The 22,775-nt window shown below is 68.1% G+C and carries 16 protein-coding genes; 14 read left to right on the top strand and 2 right to left on the bottom strand.

Translation table 11 applies throughout. The features are described 5' to 3' along the window. The 12 genes from BIU82_RS07260 to BIU82_RS07205 all read left to right on the top strand — a co-directional run bounded on the left by BIU82_RS07260 (position 1) and on the right by BIU82_RS07205 (position 19,869). Positions 1-1,380: a DUF58 domain-containing protein gene (locus BIU82_RS07260; protein WP_070348805.1), complete on the top strand. Its 1,380-nt coding sequence runs from the start codon at positions 1-3 to the stop codon at positions 1,378-1,380. After that, on the top strand, positions 1,377-3,944 hold the full coding sequence (locus tag BIU82_RS07255; protein ID WP_070348804.1) for a transglutaminase domain-containing protein: 2,568 nt from the start codon (positions 1,377-1,379) through the stop codon (positions 3,942-3,944). Before BIU82_RS07260 ends, BIU82_RS07255 begins: the two co-directional genes overlap by 4 nt. Then, a complete protein-coding gene (locus tag BIU82_RS07250) occupies positions 3,944-5,530 on the top strand; it encodes an RDD family protein (protein WP_070348803.1) in 1,587 nt (528 codons plus the stop codon). The genes BIU82_RS07255 and BIU82_RS07250 overlap by 1 nt, the downstream gene beginning before the upstream one ends. Then, complete coding sequence (locus tag BIU82_RS07245; protein WP_070348802.1) at positions 5,527-6,465, top strand: protein phosphatase 2C domain-containing protein; 939 nt, start codon at positions 5,527-5,529, stop codon at positions 6,463-6,465. The genes BIU82_RS07250 and BIU82_RS07245 overlap by 4 nt, the downstream gene beginning before the upstream one ends. After that, a complete protein-coding gene (locus BIU82_RS07240) occupies positions 6,452-8,443 on the top strand; it encodes an FHA domain-containing protein (protein ID WP_070348801.1) in 1,992 nt (663 codons plus the stop codon). Before BIU82_RS07245 ends, BIU82_RS07240 begins: the two co-directional genes overlap by 14 nt. Next, positions 8,440-10,230 (top strand): serine/threonine-protein kinase, encoded by a 1,791-nt coding sequence (locus BIU82_RS07235; RefSeq protein WP_070348800.1) that lies wholly within the window; start codon positions 8,440-8,442, stop codon positions 10,228-10,230. Before BIU82_RS07240 ends, BIU82_RS07235 begins: the two co-directional genes overlap by 4 nt. Before the next feature lie 35 nt (positions 10,231-10,265). Then, a complete protein-coding gene (locus BIU82_RS07230) occupies positions 10,266-10,970 on the top strand; it encodes a hypothetical protein (protein ID WP_070348799.1) in 705 nt (234 codons plus the stop codon). Next, positions 10,967-15,412: an FtsK/SpoIIIE domain-containing protein gene (locus BIU82_RS07225; RefSeq protein ID WP_070348798.1), complete on the top strand. Its 4,446-nt coding sequence runs from the start codon at positions 10,967-10,969 to the stop codon at positions 15,410-15,412. Before BIU82_RS07230 ends, BIU82_RS07225 begins: the two co-directional genes overlap by 4 nt. Before the next feature lie 183 nt (positions 15,413-15,595). Continuing rightward, on the top strand, positions 15,596-16,231 hold the full coding sequence (locus BIU82_RS19620) for a hypothetical protein (protein WP_139146534.1): 636 nt from the start codon (positions 15,596-15,598) through the stop codon (positions 16,229-16,231). 140 nt (positions 16,232-16,371) lie between these two features. Next, positions 16,372-16,635, top strand: a complete 264-nt coding sequence (locus tag BIU82_RS07215) for a WXG100 family type VII secretion target (protein WP_070348796.1) — start codon at positions 16,372-16,374, stop codon at positions 16,633-16,635. Positions 16,636-16,735: 100 nt separating this feature from the next. Then, complete coding sequence (gene ligA / locus BIU82_RS07210) at positions 16,736-19,048, top strand: NAD-dependent DNA ligase LigA (protein WP_070348795.1); 2,313 nt, start codon at positions 16,736-16,738, stop codon at positions 19,046-19,048. Beyond that, a complete protein-coding gene (locus BIU82_RS07205; RefSeq protein WP_070348794.1) occupies positions 19,045-19,869 on the top strand; it encodes an inositol monophosphatase family protein in 825 nt (274 codons plus the stop codon). The genes ligA and BIU82_RS07205 overlap by 4 nt, the downstream gene beginning before the upstream one ends. Before the next feature lie 52 nt (positions 19,870-19,921). On the opposite strand, the gene BIU82_RS07200 is transcribed toward BIU82_RS07205, so the two are convergent. Beyond that, complete coding sequence (locus tag BIU82_RS07200; protein ID WP_070348793.1) at positions 19,922-21,286, bottom strand: LLM class flavin-dependent oxidoreductase; 1,365 nt, start codon at positions 21,284-21,286, stop codon at positions 19,922-19,924. Between the two features lie 223 nt (positions 21,287-21,509). On the opposite strand from BIU82_RS07200, the gene BIU82_RS19615 reads away from it, so the two are divergent. Continuing rightward, a complete protein-coding gene (locus tag BIU82_RS19615; protein ID WP_253182710.1) occupies positions 21,510-22,040 on the top strand; it encodes a GNAT family N-acetyltransferase in 531 nt (176 codons plus the stop codon). 56 nt (positions 22,041-22,096) lie between these two features. Continuing rightward, positions 22,097-22,480 (top strand): RidA family protein, encoded by a 384-nt coding sequence (locus BIU82_RS07190; RefSeq protein ID WP_070348792.1) that lies wholly within the window; start codon positions 22,097-22,099, stop codon positions 22,478-22,480. Between the two features lie 81 nt (positions 22,481-22,561). On the opposite strand, the gene BIU82_RS07185 is transcribed toward BIU82_RS07190, so the two are convergent. Beyond that, a partial coding sequence (locus tag BIU82_RS07185; protein ID WP_139146468.1) for an IS30 family transposase occupies positions 22,562-22,775 on the bottom strand: 214 nt, incomplete at its 5' end.

The raw sequence follows: 22,775 nt of genomic DNA, 5'->3' as shown, positions 1-22,775 counted from the left end.
ATGTCTACCGGCACACCCCTGAAACGGGCTGCTGCATCCGCCAAACGCTCCCTGGGTTCGCTCGGGGGGCGTCTCGGCGCCCTTGGGGGAGGGGCAGCCAAGCTCCCCGAGAAGATCCCCTCGAAACTCCACCCCGCCGCCGTGTGGCGCGAGGCGTCGCAGGCCCTCGTCGAATGGCTGACCCCTGCTGCCAGGAAGGTCCGCAGCCTTTGGCTTGCCTACGTGTGGCCGGTCCTCTCGGTGATCAGCATCCTGGGTTGGTTGGTCCTGGCCATGGCGGTCTTCCTGTGGATCGCCGGCCAGGCCTGGGGTTGGCAGGAGGCGAAGTCCGCGGCCCTCGTGGCTTTCCTGCTGTTCCTGTTCGCAGTGGCCTTCATCCTGGGCCGCTCCTCGTACGGGGTGGTCCTGGACATGTCCCGTACCCGCGTCGCAGTGGGGGATGACGCCGTCGGCAGCATCGCGGTGTCCAACACCTCCACCCGGCCGCTGCTCCCGGCGGACCTGGAGCTGCCGGTAGGCAGCAACACCGCCGTGTTTCACCTGCCGCGCATGAAGCCGGGCCAGGTGCATGAGGACCTGTTCACCATCCCGACGGCGCGGCGCGCCGTGATCGTCGTCGGCCCGGTCCGCTCGGTTCGGGCGGACCCGCTGCACCTCCTGCGCCGCCGTGTCCTGTGGACGGATCCCGTGGACCTGTACGTGCACCCGAAGACCACGGCGCTGGCCGGCTCCGCAGCGGGCTTCATCAGGGACCTTGAAGGCATGCCCACCACCGAGCTTTCCAGCGCTGATGTTTCCTTCCACGCCCTGCGCGACTACGTGCCCGGCGACGACCGCCGGCACATCCACTGGAAGACCACGGCACGCACCAACAAGCTGATGGTCCGCCAGTTCGAAGAAACCCGCCGCGCGCACCTGGCCATCTCCTTGTCCATCAACACGGACGAATACGAGTCCGAGGTCGAATTCGAACTGGCCATCTCCGTGGCCGCCTCCATCGGCCGCCAGGCCATCCGCGAACAGCGCGAACTCGATGTACTGACCCAGAAAGGTCCGCTGCGCTGCGAAACCGGCCGGAACCTGCTGGATGACATGACCCGGATCGTCGGCGCGCCCATGCGGCGCAACGCCGTCGACCTCGCCCGGACCCTCGCCGACACGGTTCCGAACGCCTCCGTGGTGTTCTTCGTCGTCGGAAGCGGCGTGACGGCCACCCAGCTGCGCTCCGCGGCGGCGTCCGTTCCCGCCGGCGTGCGCAGCCTTGCCGTGCGGGTGCAGGCCGGAGCCGCTGCGGCCCGTGCCAATATCGCAGACCTGACTGTCCTGACCGTTGGCGATCTCGACGATCTTGCCCTCGTACTCCGGAAGGCGGCCGCATGAGCTCCGCCCAGACCTCCCGTCCCCGCCGCACGGCCCAGCCAGCGCCCGGCGGTCCCCGCCAGCGCAGCAAGCGCGCCGTTCCCGTCCAGTCGGCTTTCGCCGATGGACGGCCCCTCTGGCACACAGCGGTCGACGCCGGTGCCCTGGTCCTGCTGTTGGGCTTGGGCGTGCTCGGGTTCAGCCAGAGTTTCGGCGGCGATCCGTACTACCTCGTGGCTGGTTTCGGCGGAATCATCGTTGGCCTGGCGATTGCCGCCGCCAACGCCCACTTCCGCCTTGGCCTGCTCATCACCGTGGCCCTGGCCTTCGGCGCCTACATGGTCCTCGGCACCGCGCTTGCCGTGCCGGACTCCGCCATCGCTGTGGTGCTGCCGAGCCTGGACTCGCTGCGCATCCTGCTGCTGGGCATCGTCTTCGCCTGGAAGGACATGCTGACCGTCGGGGTTCCCGTCGGCACGGCCGGCGGCATGCTGATCGTTCCGTTCCTCAGCGCCCTGATCTGCGCCCTCGTGGCCGGCCTGCTCGCTTGGCGGCTGAAGAGCCCGTACTGGCCGTTGCTGCCGGTGATGGCGTTGTTCGTCACCGGCATCCTGTTCAGCACAAGTGCCTCGTTCCTGAACGTCGAACGCGGCGTGGGCGTGGCCATCGGCGCCATCGTATGGGCCACGTTCCGGCGCGATGTCCTCCGCCGAAACGACACCCGCAGGGTGTCTGCGAACCGGCCGGAGGCAGACGCCCAGGTGGCCCGCCGCGGACGCCTCCGGCGGCTCGGGATGGCAGCCGCGGTGATCGCGGCCGCCGTCGGGATCACCGCCGTCGCGTCACCGCTCATCGCTACGGACGACCGCAAGGTGCTGCGCAACAGCATCGTTCCGCCGTTCGATCCGCGCGACTACATCACCCCGTTGGCGAGCTTCCGGGAATTCGTCAAGGACAAGAAGGACGACACCCTCTTCACCGTCAAGGGACTGCCCAAGGACGGCCGCGTCCGCCTCGCGGCGCTGGACTCCTTCAACGGCTTGAACTACAACATGGACCCCAACGGTTCCGGGAGCTTCAACAAGGTGGGCGACGCCCGGGCGCTGAACACGCAACCCGAAAACAACGGGTCGGCCGCGGGCACCAACTACACCCTGGACATCACCGTGGAGGACTACCAGGGCTACTTCGTGCCAGGCGGCCGTCACACCACGGGCATCAGCTTCGCCAATGGTTCCCCGGCGGCATCGGGCCTGTACTTCAACGCAGGAACCGACACCGCGGTGACCACCAAGGGCCTGGGCAAGGGCGATACGTACTCCGTGCGGGTCACCGATCCCGGCAAGCTCGAACACGGCCAGCTGACCCAGTACGACTTTGCCAAGACGGCCCTCCCGCCCGCCGAGGAAGTCCCGCCGGTGGTCGGCTCGCAGGCCAACGAGCTGTCCGCTGACGCACCCACCGCGATCGACCGGGTGCGCCAGATCGAGGCCCATTTCCAGAAATCCGGCGCCTTCAGCAACGGTTTGGTGGCCGATGGCCAGCTGCCCAGCCTGCCCGGCCACAGCGCCGCCCGCATCCGCAGCCTCCTGACGGCGAAGCAGATGCTCGGCGACGACGAACAGTACGCCGTGGCGATGTCCCTGATGCTGCGCCACCTTGGCATCCCGTCCCGTGTGGTGATGGGTTTCTACCCGGATCCGAAGAGCCCGGAGAACGGTGCGGCGGACATCCCGATCAAGGGCAAGGACGTCCACGCCTGGGTGGAGGTCGCCTTCGACCGCGTCGGCTGGGTGGCCTTCGATCCCACACCGCCCAAGGACAACGTGCCGATCCCGCCGGATCCGCAGACCAAATCCAAGCCCAAGCCGCAGGTGCTGCAGCCGCCGCCCCCGCCGCAGGAGCCGGCCGACCTGCCGCCGGACTCCACTCCGGACGCCCTGGACGCCGACGAGAAGAAGAACAACCCGTGGCTGTTCTGGGGTGCGCTGCTGGCCGCCATCGGCACGGCGCTGATTCCTGTGGCGATCCTTGCATTGCCGCTGCTGCTCATCCTCTTCCTGAAGGTTCGCCGCCGGAAGAGCCGCCTTAACAACGGCCATCCGGCCCAGCGTGTGGGCGGCGGCTGGAGCGAGGTCGTCAGCCTCGCCACCGACATGGGTGCCGCAATCAATGGAAAGTCCACCCGCCGGGAATCCGCGGCCGTGATCGCCGAGGCCTTCCCGGGGAACAGCTCGACGACGACGATGCTCGCCGGCCGTGCCGACGCCGCGATCTTCGGGGCAGGCCAGCCCAGCGAAGAGGAAGTGCGGCAGTACTGGGAAATCGTGGACAGCTCCTTGAAGGACATCACGGGCAACGTGGGTTTCTGGAAGCGGCAGCAGGCCCGGTTCTCGCCGCGCTCCCTGCTGGCGGAAGCCCGTACGGCCATCCGCGACGGCAATCTCAAGCCGCACCGCCTCCGGGACATGTTGACCCGGAAGAAGGGCCAGGGGAACAGCGCGCCGGAAGGCGGTGCGCCGGCAAACGGCACGCCGCAGGGCGGAGCCACGGAAACTGACGCAGGGAAGGAACAGCAGCAGTAATGAGCGGACCCGAGGAACAGTGCCCGGCCTGCCGCCAGGCGGTGAAGCCCGGTGCGTCCTTCTGCACCAAGTGCGGTTCGCCGCTCAGCAACCGCGGCGCCCGCATCGAACGGAACATCAGCCAGGTACAGATGGCCAAGATGGACCGCGCTGCCCATCAGCCCGGGCCTGATGCCGGTAGTATCGCCGTAGCGCCCGTGCCGCCTGCAGCGCCAGGAGCCACGGCCGGGCAGCCTATGCCGCAGGGGCCAGGGGGAGGGATGACGATGAACGACAATGCCGCACTGGTTCCCGCATCGCCGGGCAAACGCCTGGGCGCGGCCGTGCTTGACTGGCTGGGGCCGGCGGTGCTCCTCGGAGTCGCTATCGGCGTCGGAGCCGTCGGCATCACCGAACGGCGAAGCAACGGTTTCATCGTCTATGACACGGGCCTGCTGGTCCTGCTCGGCAGCATCGCCACAGGCCTCACCCTCGTCTACGCCATGGTGCTGCTGGGCATCGAAGCACGCAGCGGCAACACCATCGGCAACCGGCTGATGGGCATCCGCAGCGCGGACGCGGACGGCTACGCTCCCGGCGGCGGCATCGTGTTCCTGCGCGGCCTGATCACCGGCGCGGTGTTCCTGCTGACGATCATCGTGGCCATTCTTGTCGTGGCACTCGGCTGGTACGGCATCGCCCTGCTCATTCTGGGGCCTCTGATGCTGCTGTCCCTGGCCTGGGCTGTCCTGGTGGTGGTGTCCAACGCCTGGGACAAACAGGGTGGCCTGCGTGGCTGGCATGACAAGGCGTCCAAAGGCCTCGTGTTCGATGTGTCCGCGGGCCGCAACCCGGTGAAGACCGGAGGCATCCAGGGCGAGTACAACTTCGCGCCGATGGACCTGCCGCCCGTGCAGCAGGTGTCCTCCCCGGTAGCGATGCCCACCGCGAAGGGGCCGGCCCCGGTTCCCCAGCAGCCAGGCCAGCCGGTGCGCATTCCGCAGCCCGGCGCTCCGATGGGCCAGGCTCCGATGGGCCCCGTTCCAACAAACCAGGCGCCGGTAAACCCTGTTCCGATGGCGGCTCCCGTCCCGCAGGCGCCTCTCCAGCCCCAGCCGCCGGTCATGCACAACCCGAACCAATGGCAGCCGCCCGTTGCGGCACCTGCCCCCGCGGGCCCGCTTGCGCCGCCGTCGGCCGCTTTCCCGCAGGAAGCACACCCCGACGACGACATCGACCGCACCCAGCTCCGGCCGGGAGCGCAGGCTGCCGCCCCGGCAGTGCTGCGGATCCGGCTCGATGACGGGCAGGATTTCGAGGTGCGCGCCTCGATGCTGATCGGCCGGAACCCCGCCGCGATGGCAGGGGAGTCCGTGGAGCAGCTGGTGCCCGTGTCCGATCCCGGGCGCTCGATCTCCAAGACCCATCTGCAGCTGCGCCGCGAAGGCGACGGCGTGTGGGTCACGGACCGGAACTCCACGAACGGCTCGGCCGTCACCACTCCGGACGGCGTCCAGAGCAAGCTGGTTCCGGGCGAAGCCGTCTTCGTCCGTCCCGGTTCCACCGTCCAGTTCGGCGACCGCACCTTCCACCTAGGACAGGCATGAATTCACAGTCCGCAGCCGAAGCTGCAACCGCCAACGAGTCCGGCTTCGGGCTGAGCTACGGCTACGGCACGGACCGTGGCCTCCGCCGCGAACTCAACGAGGACTCGTTCATCGCTTCGGATCCCGTGTTCGCGGTAGCCGACGGCATGGGCGGGCATGAGGCAGGCGAGATCGCCAGCGGCCTTTGTGTCCGGACCCTCGGCAGCTTCCCGCAGCTTGCCGCGGGCGTGCGCACGGCTTCGGCGGCTGAACTGCAGGAATGCCTCCTAGCGGCGGATGCCCGCATCCGCAGCGCCACCGGTGCGCGCGCCGGAACCACGCTGTCCGGCGTCGTGGTGGTCGAACAGATGGGGCTGCCGTACTGGCTGGTCATGAACATCGGCGATTCCCGGACGTACCGGCTGAGCCAGGGCGAGTTCGCCCAGGTCAGTGTGGACCATTCCGAGGTGCAGGAGATGGTGGATGCCGGCAGCATTACCGCGGAAGAGGCAACCGTCCATCCCCGCCGGCACGTGGTGACCCGTGCCCTCGGCACGGGTGATGAGACCGAGGCCGATTTCTGGCTCTTGCCCATCCAGGAGGGGGACCGCATCCTCGTCTGTTCGGACGGGCTGACCGGTGAACTGAACGACGACCACATCTTCCGGATCCTCAGTACCGTGGGACATCCGCAGGACGCCGTCGATGCCCTCATCCAGGCGGCGCTGCGCGCCGGCGGCCGGGACAACGTCACCGTGGTTGTGGTGGACGCCAAGAACGTCCTGAACGACGCCGGTGTTGCCACCACCGCCCCGCGGCCGGGAGCCGAGGTGGAGGACGAAGACACCCTGCCGCGCCACGAGCTGCCCGCAGGGGACAGCACGGACGACGGCGGCACTTCCGAGGCGTCCGGCGCGCCGGACGGAAACGAGGACAACGGCAATGGCAAGGAATAGCTACGTTCCCGGCGAGTGGTTCGGGATTGTCCGTTCCGGCACCGTGGTGGTGCTCGGCCCCGGGACGGAACAGGGCCTGGTGCAATCCCTGTGGGAGCTGCTCGGACGCGCGCCGGAAATCCATGAAGTCCTGAACGAGGTCACCGAAGGTTTCGGAGTCTCGCTCACCCGTATCCCGGCTTTCGGAATCATCGACGCCAAGGACGCCCTGCGCGTGGTGTTGCGCGGCGATGTCGAACTCGACACCGCGGATGGTTCCCAGGGCATCCACGGCCGTGACGTCACCACTTGGGCCGAACGCCGCATGGAGCTGCCGGCGTCCTACCGCCTGAGGATCGGCGCGACCACGGACGGTGCCGACGGCGCCGCCTTGCCTTTGCAGGAAGGCGTGGTGTTGCTGTCCGGCCTGGAAGCGGTCCTTTCCCCGGGGGAGGAGGCAAGCCCGGCGGGCGGGGCCGAGGAAGCAGTGATTGCGGGGGTTCCGGTTGCCGTAGCGCCTGCGGCGTCAACCGCTGCCCCGGTTTCCGCGGCGCCGGTTGGCGCTGCGGAACCCGTGGCGGCCGAGGAGCCTGCTGAGGCGGCGGAGCCTGTTGCGGCGGCGCCTGAAGGGCCCGAGGACGAAACCGCCGCTGTTTCCGCTGCGGTCCCCACGGACATCGACGCCGATTCCCCGGAAACGCTCATGGCCCTTGAAGAGCACGACGAGCATGACGAACACGAGGATCACGGCGGGCAGGAAGGCGGGGCGCCGGAGACGGACGCGCCGGAGGGTGAGCTGCCCGACGACCTTGAACTGACGATTGCCCCCAGCCAGCTGCGCGAGGATACGGACGGCGCGGCCGCCGTCGTGCCTGAACCGCTTGCGGAAACGGCCGTGGAGGCAGAGGTGCCTGCCGAGGAAGTCGGTGTGGACACAGGCGCCACCACGGACGAAATGGTCCAGAACCTCGAACAGACCAGCAGCTACGACCACCTCTGGGAACGCACGGTGATCCGCAACATCGAGGACGCCGCAGTCCGCATCAACCCGGACGAGGAGCATGAGGAGCCGGCCGCTCCCGCGCCGCAGTTGCCGCCTGCCGAGCCTGCAGCGCCGCCGGCGGAGCAGCAGGAAGCGCGCCCGCAGCTGCCTGTCCAGCCGCCGGCGCCCGCTCCAGCTGCGCCCCAGGCCGCGCCGCCGCAGGGCACGCCGCCGCAGGGCAGCGGTTTGATGTCGGGCGGTTTGATTTCGTCCGTCCCGTGGTTGTCCGGAAACTCCGCACCTGCCGCACCCGCGGCCCCGCCGCCGGCCCCGATGCAGGGCGGCCTGGTGCCGCCTCCGCAGTGGTCGCCTCCGGGGACTCCGCAGGGTGCCCCGGGAGGGTTCGTTCCCGGCGGCTTCCCGGTGGAGGCCGATGCTGACGAGGACAGCGACCACGACGGCCACACGATCATGAAGAGCAGCCTGGCCAATTTGTCCCCGGCGCCTGCGCCGGCGGCGGCAGCTGCAGGCAGCGAGCTGCTGCCGGATGGAACCAAGCGTCCGCTCGTCCTGGCCCGGGTCTGCCCGCAGGGGCACGCGAACCCGCCCACCTACTCGCAATGCCAGAGCTGTGGAACGGCACTGTCCGGCGACGGCGTGCAGGTACCCCGGCCCAGCCTGGGCAAGGTACGCCTGTCCACCGGCGAGGTCATCGAACTGGACCGTTCGCTGATCATCGGCCGCCAGCCGTCGGTGTCCCGCGTCCAGGGCGGCGGCATGCCGGCCCTGGTCCAGGTGGAGAGTCCCGGCGGGGACATTTCCCGCTCTCATGTCGAGGTCCGCCTGGAGGGCTGGCACGTCATGCTGTGCGACCTGAAGGCAACCAACGGCACGGTACTGGTCAGGGAAGGCCAGCCGCCGCGCCGGCTTGCCCAGAACGAGATGGCCATCGTCCTGGACGGCGACATCGCCGAACTGGGCGACAACATTTCATTGCGTTTCGAGGAGATTCTGTGAGTTCCAAGCGGCCACCGGCACCGCCGCCGCCCCTGCCGGGCTACAAGTACATCAGCCACCTGGGCTCCGGTGGATTCGCCGATGTCTACCTCTACGAACAGGACAGGCCGCGCCGCCGGGTCGCCGTCAAGGTGCTCCTGTCCGACCTGAAGACCGAGGACGCGCGCCGCCGCTTCGAATCCGAAGCGAACCTCATGGCGCAGCTTTCCTCGCACCCCTACATCGTCACGATTTACGAAGCCGAGACCACCCCGGACGGGCACTCGTTCCTGGCCATGGAGTACTGCTCCCGGCCGAGCCTGGACGTGCGCTACCGCCGCCAGCGCTTCAGCGTGGACGAGGTCCTGGCCGTCGGCATCCAGGTGGCGTCCGCCGTCGAGACCGCACACCGCGCGGGCATCGTGCACCGCGACATCAAGCCGGCGAACATCCTGGTGACCGACTATAACCGTCCCGCCCTGACCGACTTCGGCATCTCCGGCACTATCGGCGAGGACGACGGCGACGACGCCGGCATGTCCATTCCGTGGTCGCCGCCGGAGCAGTTCCGCGGAGGCTCGGTGGACGGCGTGCTGGTGGACGTGTGGGCCCTGGGCGCCACGCTGTACACCCTGCTCGCAGGCCGTTCTCCGTTCGTGATGCCTGGGCAGGACAACTCCCAGCGCGAGCTGATTTCGCGGATCACCAACTCGCCGGTGCCGCGCCTGGGCCGGGCCGATGTTCCCGAGTCACTGGAACTGGTGCTGTCCACCGCCATGGCGAAGGCGCCCGGTTCGCGCTACTCCTCGGCCCACACTTTCGCTTTGGCCCTGCAACGGATCCAGGCGGAACTGAACCTGTCGGTGACGCCGTTCGAAGTCCTCGCCGAGCCGGCCGGCGCCGAAGAGCTGCAGCCGGACGACAACGCCGAGGAGACGCGCGTCCGCAGTATCGCCTCGATCGATCCCGACGGCGGCACCGCACCGACCGGGACGGCGCCCACCTTCCCGGCCCGCACCTTCCCGTCCTCCCGGACGCAGCCGCCGTCGCAAATGCCCTCGAAGGCGTTCGCCCCGGCACCGCAGGCCGCCCCCGCCCCGCAGACCGCGCCGTCGTCGTTCACGGGTGGGCGCCCTGACACCGCGACGGGGCCGCAGCAGGAGGAGCAGAACGAATCCACCGTCCTGCGCGGCTGGAACACTGCCGCTCCGGCCTCCTCGCATGCCGCGCCCGCACACACCGGGGGAAGCGGATTCGCCGGGGGAGCAGGTACCCGGCAGCCTGCGCCGTATTCGGAGCAGGAACTCGCCGCCACCGTCAACCGGCCCGCCGTCGAGGAAGAATACGACGAGGTCCACGAGCCCGACGCGCCGGACCACCGCAAACGGAACCTGGTCCTGGGCGCAGTAGGAGCGGCGGTACTGGTGGTGGCGATCGTGGTCGGCATCGTGTTGGGCGCCAACGCTCCCCAGAAAGCGCAGCCCGTGGAAACCGGAAGCAAACCGCCGGCGGATGCGCTGGACAGCGGCGACGTCCCGGACGTGGCGAAGCTGAAAGGCCAGGTGCTGCCTTCGGGGAAGGTCCGCTTCTCCTGGACCAACCCGGCGCCGAAGGAAGGCGACTCCTACAAGTGGACCCGGCCGTTTGGCGAGATTGACCAGTTCTTCACGGTGAAGAGCACCAGCGTGGACGTCCTGGCAAGCGCGGGCAGGCCACAGACCTGCTTCCAGGTGCTGATCGTCCGCTCCGACGGCAACGCCTCGCCCGGAACTTCGGCCCAGTCGACCACCTGCGTGGCGAACAAGTAGATGGAACACACATACGAGCGTCAAGGAGGCTTGGCATGGGAGATCTAGCGATAGATTTCTGCGGGGAATGGCACGAGCCCTCGGACGAAGACGTCTTCAACATCGGCCGCGAAGGTGACCTGGAGGTCGACGACAACCCGTACCTGCACCGCCGCTTCCTGCAGATCGCGCGCTACGACGGCATCTGGTGGCTGAGCAACGTGGGCAGCATGCTCTCGGCCACGGTGGCCGACGGCTCGGGCGGCATGCAGGCCTGGCTGGCACCCGGTGCCCGCATCCCGCTCGTCTTCAGCCACACCAACGTGATCTTCACGGCCGGCCCCACCACCTATGAATTCGCCGTGCACCTGCGGACGCCGTCCTTCCGCCAGGAAGTGCGCGAGGACGACGCCGCGGGGGAGACGACCATCGGCCCGGTGGTCTTCACCGACTCGCAGAAGGCGCTGATCGTGGCCCTGGCCGAGCCGATGCTGCGGCGCGACGGCACGGGCTTCAGTTCGATCCCGTCCTCCGCGGAGGCGGCGAAGCGCCTGGGCTGGGCCCTGACCCGCTTCAACCGCAAGCTCGACAACGTCTGCGACAAGCTTGACCGTGTGGGCGTCGTGGGCCTGCGCGGCGGCGGCGGAAAACTTGCCACCAACCGGCGCGCCCGGCTGGTGGAACACGCGGTCACCTCGCACCTGGTGACCTCCGACGATTTGTATCTGCTCGAAAAGATGAGGGGGGTTGACGAAGGATGAAGTTCCGCCTGACTTTGCGCCGGGATCCGGCCGAAGCCAAGGACCTCGCGGTCACCGTGGACGGCCGCGCCACAGTCGCTGATATCGCCGGCGAACTGTGGGCCGCCGATCCGGACCGCCAAGGAACCGAGGTCCCGCAGAACCTCTCCCTGAAGGTCGACGAAGCATTCGTGGGTGCCGGGATGAGCGGCATCGTCCTGGACCCCACCGGCAATCTCCTCGAGTCCGGCCTCCGGCCCGGCTCCACGGTGTCCCTGACGCAGGTCAGTGAGCAGTTCGCCACCCCGGGCGGCAAGCGCGGCCCGACGGCGGCCACCCTCCGCGTGCTGTCCGGTCCCGACGCCGGCAGCGAGTTTTCGCTGCCGTTCGGCACCAGCTACATCGGCCGGGACCGGGACGCGGACATCCGCCTCAACGACCCCATGACGTCCAAGCGGCACGCACGCGTCACCGTGGCCGAAACGGTGGAAATCGTGGACACGAACTCCGCCAACGGCCTGCTCATGGACGGCCTGCCGGTGGCCCGGGCCACCCTGAACTCCTCGGACACCGTCACGCTCGGCGACACCACCGTCAGCGTCGTCGCCCTGTCCCGCAACCACGGCGCCGCCCCCAGCTCCCCGCTGGTCGACTTCAACCGTTCGCCGCGCGTCGTGCCCCGTTTCGATCCGCCCAAGCGCGTGGTCCCGGCCGGCCCCAAGCGTCCGGACCACCAGGCGTTCCCGTACATCATGCTCATGGCGCCGCTCCTCATGGGCGGCATCATGTTCGCAGTCACCCGGAACATCCTCTCCGTCGTGTTCATGATGATGATGCCGCTGTTCATCATCGGCCACTACGTGGACCACAAGGTTCAGTCGAAGCGGCAGATGAAGGAAGGCATCAAGCACTTCCGTGCGTCCATGCTGGCCTTCCGCGAGGACATCGCCGAACAGCAGAACATCGAACGCTCGGTGCGGCTGCAGGAAGCCCCGTCGGTGAGCGACACCGTGGACGCCATCTACAAGCTCGGCCCGCTGCTGTGGACCCACCGCCCGGAACACAAAGGCTTCCTGGGCGTGCGTTTCGGACTCGGCACGGCACCGTCGCGCATTCCCTTCGAGGAACCCAGCAGCAACGACACCGAACCGCAGTACATGCGCGAAATCCAGGAGTGCCTGGCGCAGGTGCGGATGATCGATGGCGTGCCGATCGTCTCCCAGCTGCGTACTTCCGGCTCCTTCGGCATCGCCGGCGAACGCGGACTGGTCGACGACGTCGCCCGCGGCATGGTGCTGCAGCTGGTGGGCCTGCATTCCCCGGCGGAACTCGTGGTCACCTCCCTGACGTCCGGCCGCTCGCGTGAACGCTGGAACTGGCTGCAGTGGCTGCCCCACGTAGGCTCCGGCCACAGCCCGCTGTCGGGCGACCACCTCGCCGCCGGGCCGGGTGCCGGTTCCTCGCTGCTGTCCAAGCTCGAGGACCTCGTGGAACAACGCGAGGCAGCCTCCAAGGACCCGCGGCCCACGCCGCGCCCGTCGCTCGCCGACGAAAACGGCGAGGTCGCAGGGCCGGTGCTGCCCTCCGTGCTGGTCATCGTCGAGGACGATGCCCCCGTGGACCGCGGACGCCTCACCCGCCTGGTGGAGCGCGGACCGGATTCCGGCGTCCACATCATGTGGGTGGCCGCCAACGTGCAGGCCCTTCCGGCCGCGTGCCGCGACTTCATGGCCGTCGACGGCGACCACGGCACCACCACCGGACAGGTGCGGCTCGGCCGCCACACCTACCCGGTGAGCTGCGAAAGCGTGGACGCGGAACTGGCCACCCAGCTGGCCCGCATGATGTCCCCGCTGGTTGACGTCGGAAAGCCCGTCGACGACGACTCTGACCTTCCCCGCGCGGTGTCCTACGTGACGCTCGTGGGCAAGGACTTCATGGACGCGCCGCAGGCGGTTGCCGAACGCTGGCAGGAGAACAACTCGGTGCACTCAAGCGCCGTGCCCAACCGTAAGGACAACGGCAGCCTGCGTGCCCTGGTGGGTTCCAAGGGCGTCGAGCCCTTCTACCTGGACCTGAAGAACGAAGGCCCGCACGCGCTGGTCGGCGGTACCACCGGTGCCGGTAAGTCGGAGTTCCTGCAGTCGTGGGTGATGGGCATGGCCTCGGCCTACAGCCCGGACCGCGTCACCTTCCTCTTCGTGGACTACAAGGGTGGTGCGGCGTTCGCGGACTGCGTGAAGCTGCCGCACACCGTGGGCCTCGTGACCGACCTTTCGCCGCACCTCGTGCGCCGCGCCCTCACCTCGTTGCGGGCCGAGCTGCACTACCGCGAGCACCTGTTCAACCGGAAGAAAGCCAAGGACCTGCTCGCGCTGCAGCGTGAAGCGGACCCGGAGGCCCCGCCGTACCTGATCATCATCGTGGACGAATTCGCCGCCCTCGCCTCGGAAATGCCCGAGTTCGTGGACGGCGTGGTGGACGTTGCCGCCCGTGGCCGTTCCCTGGGCGTGCACCTGATCCTGGCGACGCAGCGCCCCGCCGGCGTCATCAAGGACAGCCTCCGGGCCAACACCAACCTGCGTGTTGCGCTGCGCATGGCCGACGAAGACGATGCCACGGACATCCTTGGCGTGCCCCTGGCCGCGTACTTCGACCCGTCCATTCCGGGCCGTGGTGCGGCGAAGACCGGTCCCGGCCGCATCCAGGGGTTCCAGACCGGCTATGCCGGCGGCTGGACCACGGAGAAGCCGCAGCGCCCGCGCATCGACATCGTGGAAATGGCCTTCGGTTCGGGCGCCAGCTGGGAAGCTCCGGTACCGATGGACGCGGTCAAGGAAGAACCTGCCGGCCCCAACGACATCTCCCGGATGACCACCAACATCATCCGGGCGGCCGATTCCCTGGCCATCAAGCCACCCAGGAAACCGTGGCTCAACGAACTCGCCACCACCTACGATTTCTCGAAGCTGCCCAACCCGCGCACCGACGAACGCCTCCTGCTGGGCGTGGCGGACGACCCCGTCCACCAGGACCAGCCCACCGTGTTCTACGAACCGGACAAGGACGGCAACATGGCCGTCTACGGTACGGGTGGCTCGGGCAAGTCCGCCGCGCTGCGCGGCATCGCCATCGCGGCTGCGGTGACGCCGCGTGGCGGTCCGGTGCACGTGTACGGCATCGACTGCGGTTCCTCGGGCCTGAAGATGCTGGACAGCCTGCCGCATGTCGGAGAGATCATCAACGGTGACGACGTCGAACGCGTCGGCCGCCTGCTGCGCTGGCTCCGCGACATCGCGGAGGACCGCTCCACCCGCTTCGCCGAGGTGCGCGCCTCCACCATCGTGGAGTACCGCAAACTGGCCAACAAGCCGGACGAGAAGCGCATCTTCGTGCTGGTCGACGGCATGTCCGCGTTCCGCGAAGCCTACGAGTACAGCCGGCTGTCGGCGCTGTGGGACATCTTCCTGCAGCTCGCCACGGACGGCCGCCCGCTCGGCATCCACCTGATCGTCAGCGGCGACCGGCCCAACTCGGTGCCGGCTTCGCTGCTGGCCTCCATCCAGCGGAGGCTGGTCCTGCGCCTCAGCTCCGAGGACGATTACATGACGCTGGACGTCCCCAAGGACGTGCTCAGCCCGGCGTCTCCGCCCGGCCGGGGCCTCCTGGGCGACCTCGAAGTGCAGCTCGCCGTGCTGGGTGGAAACTCGAACCTTGCCCTGCAGGCCCGCGAGGTCAGCAAGCTCGCCCAGGCCATGCAGCGGCAGGGCATGGAGGAGGCGCCGCAGATCCAGCGCCTCCCGGAGCAGGTGGACCTGGACATCCTGCCCGCCGGCAGCCCCGATCAGCCGGTCATCGGCGTCGACGACGAATCGCTGGACCCGGCGAGCATCGCCGCCAAGGGCCCGCTGCTGGTCTCCGGCCCTCCCGGTGCCGGCCGTACCGTGGCCCTGGTGACTATGGCCTACGCGCTGCGCCGGTCGAACCCGGACACCGAGCTCATCTATATCGGCGCACGCCGCTCCGCCGTGGCCGGCCTCAAGGTGTGGAACCGTTCGCTGGTGGGACCGGACGAGGTGGAGGAAGCCGCCGAGGAACTCACCGAGCGCTCCACGGAACGCCCGGGAACCATGGCGATCTTCATCGAAGGCCTCACCGACTTCACGGACTCGCTCGCGGAAATGGCCATCAACAAACTGGTCACGGACTCGATCAAGGCCGATCAGTGGGTCATCGGCGAATCGGAGAGCTCCACCTGGTCCCAGGCCTGGTCCCTGGCCCAGCCCTTCAAGTCGGGACGCCGCGGCCTGCTGCTCAACCCCTCCGACGTGGAAGGCGACAGCCTGCTCAGCACCTCGCTGGGCCGGGTCAGCCCGGACTTCATCCCGGGCCGCGGCTACATCGTGGGCCGCGGCAAGGTCCGCAAGATCCAGGTGGCCCTACCGCCGGAAAACCGCGGATAGCCGGTACAGCCGCAGATAACGGAATCGGGGCGGACCGGGCATCATGCCCGGGCCGCCCCGATCTTTTGCCCGCGTCTTTGCAGAATGCGGCCAACGAATGGATTTTGCGGCAAGCGCGGCTGTGTAGGACAATTCCGGGACCATCCCCGACTCCGGGCAGCCCCCTCTGCCTATGAGGCCATCATGACCGTTCGCCCCACCCCGACACGGCGGGTCGCGGCCCGTGCCGTGCGCCGCGCTCCGTTCACCGTGCCGCTGGCAGCCACAGTGCTCGCCTTGCTGCTGTGCGCTTTTCCGCTGCTGACCGCCCATGCGGAAGTGGAAAAGTGCCAGCCCGGGAAAGGCAATTGCCAGCCGACTCCGAGCATTCCGCCGGCCCCCGCCCTGCCCTCGGCATCGCCGACTCCGACGCCCGACCCCACCACGACGCCGGATCCGCAGCCGGTCATCCGGAAGCCCGCGCCCGCCAAGCCGCCGGTGGCGCCGGCACCCGCACCCACCGTGCGGACTCCTGCACCGGCCCCCACAGCGGAGGAAACGGATTCAGCCAGTCCGACGCCGTCGGCCACTACTGGGTTCGCGTCCGCCTCGCCGTCCCACACACCATGGACACCGACCTCCAGTCCCACGACTGACTCCAATTGGAACAAGCCGATCGACGACGGTAAGCGCGCCAGCCAGGCGGCGCTGGTGAATGACACGTCGACGTCGGGCCCGGACCTTTTGGGGATCCTCGCCATTATGGCCGGGGTACTTGTGGTCGGACTCGGCGGACTGGCTTTCGCCCTCTGGAGCAAGAACCGGATCGGCACCCACTGACCTGTTCCCTTCGAAGGCCTGCATGGGTTCTCCTGCATGGGTACCCGTCCCCATCGACACGTTTTGCGAGGTCACGGTAGGTTCTTAGGTATTGGGGATGCCGAASAGTTCGGGTCCGTGAATGATCAAGGAGAAACACCATGGCTATTTGGGGCGCAGATGTACAGCAGCTCAAGACCCTCGGCAGCAAGCTGCAGGCCGGTTCCAACGAAATCGAGCAGCAGCGCAACACCCTGAACAAGGTCCTGCACAGCACCGACTGGAAGGGCCCGGACGCCGACCGCTTCCGCAACGAATGGCAGTCCCAGCACATGACCGCCCTCCAGAAGGTCGCCCAGGCCCTSGACGAAGCCGGCAAGAAGGCCACCAAGAACGCCAACGAGCAGGAACAGGCCTCCCACTAAGGCCCACGCCCTCTCGAACCGGAAGCCCGGACACTGGTCCGGGCTTCCCGGCTTTTAACGGCCCGGGAATAATGTCCGGGCCGTACGGCAAGATAGGAGGGTGAGCACAGCAGAGAGCAGCACCTCCGGTACCGTCGAGGCCATCGAAGGGGACATCCCCGCAGAGTCGGTCCGCGAAGAGTACGACAACCTCGCAGACCTGGTCCGCAAGCACCGCTACGCGTATTACCAGGAAGACGCCCCCACCATTTCTGATGCCGAGTTCGACGCCCTCTACCGGCGTCTGGAAGAACTTGAGGCACTGCACCCCGAACTGGTGTCGAACGACTCTCCCACCCAGGAAGTCGGGGGCGAGGTCTCAGCGGCGTTCGCCGCCGTCGAACACCTGCAGCGGATGTACAGCCTCGAGGACGTCTTCTCGCTTGAAGAACTCGAAGCATGGGTGCGGAAAGCCGAAGCCTCCGTGGAGAAACTCGGAGCAAGCGTTCCGAAGATCGCCTGGCTCACCGAACTGAAGATTGACGGCCTGGCCGTGAACCTGCTGTACCGGGACGGCAAGCTGGTCCGCGCCGCCACCCGCGGCGACGGCACCACGGGCGAGGACATCACCCACAACGTGCTCACCATCAAAGAAATCCCGCGCGAACTGAGCGGTTCCGGATTCCCCGCCGAGGTGGAGATCCGTGGGGAGGTCTTCATTCCCTCCAAGGACTTCGCCGAATTCAACGAGGCCCTGATCGAAGCGGGCAAGGCTCCGCTGGCCAACCCTCGCAACGCGGCCGCCGGCTCCCTGCGCCAGAAGGATCCCGCCGAAACCGCCAAGCGTCCGCTGCGGATGTTCGTGCACGGCATCGGGGCACGCGAAGGCCTTGCCGCCGCCAGCCAGTCCGAAACGTACAAGCTGCTCGCCGGATGGGGCATGCCGGTCAGCCCGTACCTGAAGGTCCTGGATTCCTTCGAGGAAGTCCTGGACTTCATCAAGCACTTCGGTGAGCACCGCCATGACCTCCTGCATGAGATCGACGGCATCGTGGTCAAGATCGATGACTTCGGCACGCAGCGTGCCCTCGGATACACCTCGCGGGTTCCGCGCTGGGCCGTGGCGTACAAGTACCCGCCGGAGGAAGTCCACACCAAGCTCCTGGACATCCAGGTCAACGTGGGACGCACCGGGCGAGTGACCCCGTTCGGTGTCATGGAGCCCGTGAAGGTGGCCGGTTCCACGGTGGAGATGGCTACCCTGCACAACCAAGACGTGGTCAAGGCCAAGGGCGTGATGATCGGCGACATCGTGGTGCTGCGCAAAGCGGGCGATGTCATCCCGGAAATCGTCGGGCCGGTCCTGGCCCTGCGCGAACAGCAGGATCCGCCGGTCCGCGAATTCGTCATGCCTACCGAATGCCCGTCCTGCGGCACGCCGCTGGCACCGGCCAAGGAGGGCGATGTGGACATCCGCTGCCCCAATTCGCGCTCTTGCCCTTCGCAGCTGCGCGAGCGCGTGTTCCATGTGGCCGGCCGCGGTGCGTTCGACATCGAAGCGCTGGGTTGGGAAGCCGCCATCGCCCTGACACAACCGGCCGCGCCCGAGGTGCCGCCGCTGGAGAACGAGGCCCGGCTATTCGACCTCACGCCCGAGGACCTGCAGGACGTCATGATCCGGCGCGAGAAGCGCTCGAAGGGCGTAGGCACGGGGGAGTGGGAGCTGGTGCCCTACTTCTGGACCAAGCCGACGGCCAAGACGCCCTCCAAGCCCAGTGCCAACACCCAGAAGCTCTTCAAGGAACTGGAGAAGGCCAAGACCCAACCGCTGTGGCGCGTGCTGGTGGCTCTGTCCATCCGGCACGTCGGACCCACCGCTTCACGTGCCCTGGCCACCAAGTACGGCTCGATGGACGCACTGCTTGAGGTCCTCGAAGCTCCCGACGCCCGCGAGCAACTGTCTGAGGTGGACGGTGTGGGGCCGATTATCGCGGACGCCCTCATCGAGTGGTTCGCTGTGGACTGGCACCGGGAAATCGTCGACAGCTGGAAGGCCGCCGGCGTGCGGATGATGGACGAACGGGACGCCTCGGTGCAGCGCAACCTCGAAGGCCTCACCATCGTGGTCACCGGCACCCTGCCGAACTTCAGCCGTGACGAAGCCAAGGAAGCCATCATCATCCGTGGCGGCAAGGCAGCCGGTTCGGTCTCGAAGAACACCAGCTACGTGGTGGCCGGTGAAAGCGCCGGGTCCAAGCTGGACAAGGCCGAACAACTGGGCATCCCGGTGCTGGACGAGGACGGGTTCCGTGCCTTGCTGGACGGCACGCTGGGCCAGGCCGGAGACGACGCCGGCAACGAGGCGGATCCCGAAGCCACTGTCCCCGAAGAAGCCACTCCCGAAGAAGCCACTCCCGAAGAGGCCGGCGCATGACGGACGCCCTTGAACTCCTCGCCGTGGCGAAGCGTGCCGCGGCTGCCGGTGCCGCCGTCCTGGCTACTCGTTCCGCCGCCGGCAGCACGGGCGCGGGCCTTGACGTCGCCAACAAGGGCGACGCCGGCGACTGGGTGACCGCCTTCGACGTCGCGGCCGAGGAAGCCGTCCGGGCCGCCATCACCGCCGAACGGCCGCATGACACCATCACGGGCGAAGAGCACGGCACCACCCGGCCGTTGGAACCCAGCGGCTACCGCTGGTCCATCGACCCCCTGGACGGCACCACCAACTTCATCCGCAACATCGTCTACTACGCCACCTCGGTGGCCGTCGCCGGTCCCGACGGCGCGTGGCTGGCCGGCGTCGTGCATGCTCCGGCGCTGGGTCGCATCTACTCAGCCGCCCGGGGCCATGGCGCCTGGCTGGAGGTCGCGGGGGAGACGAGCCGCCTGAACGGACCGATGCCCGGCCGCGCCGGGCTGATCCTGGCCACCGGCTTCAGCTATGACCCGGGCACCCGTTCCAGCCAGCTCAACGGCCTGCCGGACATCATGGACGGATTCGCCGACGTGCGCCGCCTGGGCTCCGCGGCCTTGGACCTGTGCCTGGTGGCCGACGGCAGCCATGACGCCTACGGCGAGCGGGGACTCAACGAGCACGACTTCGCCGCTGGCGCCCTGATCGCCGAGGAAGCCGGCTGCTGGGTCCGCAGGCCCAAGCTGCAGAGCCCGGTCGACGGCGGCCCGCAGGACGACGACCGGCTGTCGGCCTGGACGTGTGCGGGGCCGCTGGAGCTTTCGGGCAAGTTCCCGATCTGAGCGGCAGCCGGGCGGTAGCACCGCCCGGCCTCGCGACACCACACTGGACTACTCAGAACCCCGATCCGATGGATGCCAGCCGCGGCGCCGGAACCCCGGCGTACCGGTTGGCCGGTCGCTCCAGGCCATAGTGGCCCCGCAGGGTCGATGCCGTGTAGTCGCGGCGGAAAAGCCCGCGTTCTTGCAGTACCGGCACCACCTGGTCCACAAACGCTTCCAGTCCGGAGGGGAGCACCGCGGGCATGATGTTGAAGCCGTCGGCCGCCCCGGCGTCGAACCACTCCTGGATGGCATCCGCCACCTGGACGGCGGTTCCCGCGAAGGTCCGGTGCCCGCGGCCACCGCCCAGGCGTCCGATCAGCTGCCGTACGGTCAGCTGCTCACGGCGCGCGAGATCCACGATCAGCGTGTAACGGCTCTTGGCGCCCTCGATCTCGTCCTCGGAGGGAAGGTCCGCCGGAAGCTGCCGGTCCAAGGGCAGGTCCTCGGGCGCCACACGGAGGGTTTTGGCGAGCTGTTCACGGGCGTACTCGGGTTTGATCAGCTCGTCCAGCTCCCGTTCGAGCTTCAAGGCCTCGGCCTCGGTGGAACCGATCACCGGGACGATGCCGGGAAGGATCTTGATGCCCTCCGGATCACGCCCGACGGCGGCGGTGCGGGCCTTGAGGTCGGCGTAGAAGACCTGCGCGTCGGCCAGGGTCTGGTGGGCGGTGAAGACGGCCTCGGCATAGCGGGCGGCGAGGTTCTTGCCGTCCTCGGAAGAGCCGGCCTGCACGATCAGGGGATGGCCCTGCGGGGAGCGGGGCACATTCAGCGGACCGCGGACCCGGAAGTGCTTTCCTTCGTGGTCGATGGTGCGGATCCTGCCGGCGTCGCCCCACACGCCACCCTCCTTGTCGGCCAGGACGGCGTCGTCCTCCCAACTGTCCCAGAGCTTTTGGGCCACCTCGATGAATTCGGCGGCCCGTTCGTAGCGCACCGCGTGCGCGGGCTGGTCGTCCACGCCGAAGTTCCGGGCGGCGTCGGGCCCGGCCGTGGTGACCACATTCCAGCCGGCGCGGCCGCCGCTCACCCAGTCGACCGAGGCGAAGCGCCGGGCCAGGTTGAAGGGTTCGTTGTAGGTGGTGGAGGCGGTGGCGATGAGGCCGATCTTCTCCGTGGCGGCAGCGATGGCCGTCAGCAGGACCGTCGGTTCCAGCTTGCCCGCGGGCCGGCGGCCCACCTCTCCGAACAGCACGGGGGAGTCCGCAAAGAAGATGGAATCCAGCTTGCCGCGCTCGGCGATGCGGGCCAGCTCCTGGTAGTGCCGCACCTTGGTGTTGGCGAAGGGGTCGCTTCCCGGCAGGCGCCACGAGGCTTCGTGGTGCCCTGTGCTCATGAGGAAGGCGTTGAGGTGGAGGGTTCGTTGGGTGCTCATTCCGTGGTCCTTTCCTGGGTCCTGGCCGTCAATCAACCACGGCGGAACGGGAGCGCGCCAGCACGCCGACATCAAGGCGAAACAGCGCGAAACCGGGCTTCACGGCCCGCAACCGGGCTCAACACGGCGCCATCCAAGGCAATATCCGGGCAGAGGTGATAGTTCGGTCACGGAAACGCCTGTTTGGCGCGGTGCCGGCCGCCGTCGCCACTACCATGGACAGGTGCAAAAACAGGGATCAACGCAGCCGCAGATCACCGTCCGCCCGGCCCGGCCCGCGGACTACGACGACGTCGCCCGCATCACGCGGGACTCCTACGTCACCGCCGGGTACTACGGCGACCCTGAGCACCCCTACCTGCGCCAGCTCCAGGACGTGGCCGGGCGCGCAGCCCACGCCGACGTCTGGGTGGCCGAGCGCGATGGCGCCGTGATCGGCTCCGTGACGGTCGCCTCCGCGGGTGGCCCCTTCGCGGACATCGCCTACGACGACGAGCTTGAGATGCGCACCCTGGTGGTCGATCCGGCCGTGCAGCGTTCCGGCGCCGGAAAGAGCCTCGTCAAGGCACTGATGGACCATGCCCGCTCCCGGGCCGGCATCAACGCCGTCGCCCTCACCACCGGCGCCACCTGGGAAAGCGCCAACGCCCTGTACCGGGCCACCGGCTTCGAACGCGTTCCGGAGCGCGACTGGTTCGTCCCCGGCACCGACATAAAGCTGTTCGTTTACCGGCGCGAAGTCGGCCAGCCTTAAAGTTTCTCCGTAGACCCCGGCCACCGGGCCGGGCGCGGAGACAGGAGAAGCGCGGCATGCGCAAGACTTACGGCACCGGTTCGGTCTGGGAACAGTCCCTCGGATATTCGCGTGCGGTACAGGTGGACAACACCCTGTACATTTCCGCCACGGCAGCCTCCGGCCCGGACGGCATTGTGGGCGAGGACTTCTATTCGCAGAGCAAGTACATCCTCGAAAAGCTCGGCACCGTGCTGGAAGACGCCGGTTTCTCCTACGAAGACGTGGTCCAGTCCAAGCTGTACCTGACGGACATCAGCAAGTGGGAAGACGCCGGCCGCGCACACGGCGAGGTCTTCGGCGAGATCCGCCCCACCCTGTCCCTGGTGCACGTGCTGCCGTTCCTGGACCCGAAGATGCTGGTCGAGATCGAGCTCGTGGCCCAGAAGAGCGCCAACTAAGCTCCCGCACACGCGCGAACGTACAGTTGGGGCCCCGGAATCGCCGAGGCGGTTTCTAAGGGTCGTTGCAACACTTGTTGGTTAGATGGCTAGTAGTAGATCACGCAGGCGCTCGGCTGGGGTATCCCAGTCGAGCGTTTTGCGTGGTCGGCCGTTGAGTTCCTGGGCCACGTGTTCAAGATCCTCTGGCCCGTAGACGGACAGGTCGGTGCCTTTGGGGAAGTACTGGCGCAGCAGCCCGTTGGTGTTCTCATTGGAGCCGCGTTGCCAGGGGCTGGCCGGGTCGCAGAAGTAG

It is taken from the genome of Arthrobacter sp. SW1 (assembly GCF_001766675.1).
Lineage (GTDB): Bacteria > Actinomycetota > Actinomycetes > Actinomycetales > Micrococcaceae > Arthrobacter.
Note: the sequence above shows the minus strand (reverse complement) of the source record. Positions and strands in the feature narration are given on the sequence as shown.